At 62.0% G+C, this 1446-nt stretch carries 1 protein-coding gene; it reads left to right on the forward strand.

The annotated features are described in order from the left end of the window. The first annotated feature begins 93 nt into the window (after positions 1-93). Entirely contained in the window at positions 94-1428 is a 1335-nt protein-coding gene (locus tag LDO29_RS28040) for an IS4 family transposase (RefSeq protein ID WP_449720085.1), read from the forward strand. Positions 1429-1446 lie beyond the last annotated feature (18 nt).

Genomic DNA, 1446 nt, shown 5'->3' on the forward strand with positions numbered 1-1446 from the left:
CATTGCATTACACACAAGTCGTGACGATGGGGTTGTAAACCGGGCTAAGAAGGCGTTTACTCGCGATTTCGAATCGACGGGTGAGGCAAGCAAGTGGTGGCAGCGAGTTGGGCAGAGACGGAGTTCAGGGACATCGATTTGGGCGATCGGCGCCTGAACAGGCGCGCGGTGCTGTTGGCCGAGACCTTGGCAAAGAATCCATCGGCAAGCATCCCAGGCGCTTGTGGTGGCTGGGCAGAAACGGCCGCTGCCTATCGCTTTCTGTCCCAGGACCGGCTGGAATGGCATGACATCCTGACGCCGCACTGGCAGTGCGCGACCGAGCGGATGCGGGCTTGCGAGGTGGTGCTGTGCATTCAGGACACGACGGAGCTGGACTTCGACGGCAAGGCAACCGCTGGCTTGGGGCCGTTGTCGTATGAAGCGCAGCGCGGCATGTACCTGCACCCGACGTACGCAGTGACGCCGGCGCGCGAGCCCTTGGGTGTGCTCGATGCTTGGATGTGGGCGCGTGAACCGAAAGGGACTGATGGCAAGCGCGCCGGCCTCAAGGAAAGTACGCGCTGGATAGAAGGCTATGAGCGCGTTGCCGAGCAGGCGTTGGCGATGCCGGCGACGCGGCTGGTGTATGTCGCTGACCGCGAAGCCGATATCTTGGCGTTGATGGTGAAGGCGCGCGATCTGGGTCACCCCGCAGACTGGCTGATTCGCTCGCAACACAATCGCGCGTTGCCCGATGGCGAACGGTTGTGGCATCAGGTCACGGAGTCCGTGCCGCTGGGTGAGATCCGTTTCACGCAGGCTGCGCGACAAGGCCAGAAGGCGCGAGAGGTTCGACAGCGGATATGGGCGCAGCGGGTTGAGCTGCCCGATGCCGCGCGGGGTGTGGTGAGTGCCACCTGCATCGTTGCGCGAGAGTTGGCGCCGCCAGCGGGCGTCAAGCCGATCGAATGGCGGTTGCTGAGCAATCGCGAAGTGGCCGATTTCGAAGCCGCTGTGCAGTTGATCGACTGGTACCGCGCGCGGTGGGAGATAGAGATGTTCTTTCATGTACTGAAGAACGGCTGTCGGGTCGAAGCGCTGCAACTGGCCTCGATGGAGCGACTTGAACGCGCGCTGGCATTGTTCATGGTGGTGGCCTGGCGCATCGCGCGGCTAATGCGGCTGGGGCGCACCTGCCCCGAGCTCGAAGCGCAATTGTTATTTGAGCGAGATGAATGGCAAGCCGCGTTCATTCTCAATAGGAAAGAGCCACCCGAGACGCCGCCAAGCCTCAATGAAATGGTTCGTCTGGTTGCCAGGCTCGGCGGCTTCCTCGCTCGCAAGGGCGATGGCGAACCGGGGGTCAAGACAATCTGGCAGGGCTTGCAGCGCGTCATGGACTTCGCCGCCGGAATCAAGTACGCCAGGGAGATTGGTCACGAGTGACTTGTGTGTAATGCAATG

This window comes from Cupriavidus laharis, assembly GCF_914271435.1.
GTDB classification, from domain to species: domain Bacteria; phylum Pseudomonadota; class Gammaproteobacteria; order Burkholderiales; family Burkholderiaceae; genus Cupriavidus; species Cupriavidus laharis.